At 73.5% G+C, this 279-nt stretch carries 1 pseudogene; it reads left to right on the top strand.

Going from position 1 to position 279, the window contains the following annotated elements:
* A pseudogene (gene ureC / locus AB2U10_RS19280) lies at positions 1–279 on the top strand (urease subunit alpha); the annotation flags it as partial.

Below are 279 nucleotides of genomic sequence, written 5' to 3'. Positions count from 1 at the left end.
TGTACGGCCCGACGACCGGCGACCGCCTGCGCCTGGCCGACACCGCGCTGACCGTGCGGGTCGAGCGCGATCTCACCGTCCCCGGGGAGGAGGCCGTCTTCGGCGGCGGCAAGACGCTGCGCGAGGGCATGGGCCAGGGCACGGCGACGAACGCGCAGGGCGCCGTCGACACGGTGATCACGAACGCGCTGATCGTCGACCACTGGGGGATCGTCAAGGCGGACGTCGGGATCGTCGGCGGGCGGATCGCCGGGATCGGCAAGGCCGGCAACCCGGACA

It is taken from the genome of Leadbetterella sp. DM7, assembly GCF_040829825.2.
Classification (GTDB): domain Bacteria; phylum Bacteroidota; class Bacteroidia; order Cytophagales; family Spirosomataceae; genus Leadbetterella.
Note: the sequence above shows the minus strand (reverse complement) of the source record. Positions and strands in the feature narration are given on the sequence as shown.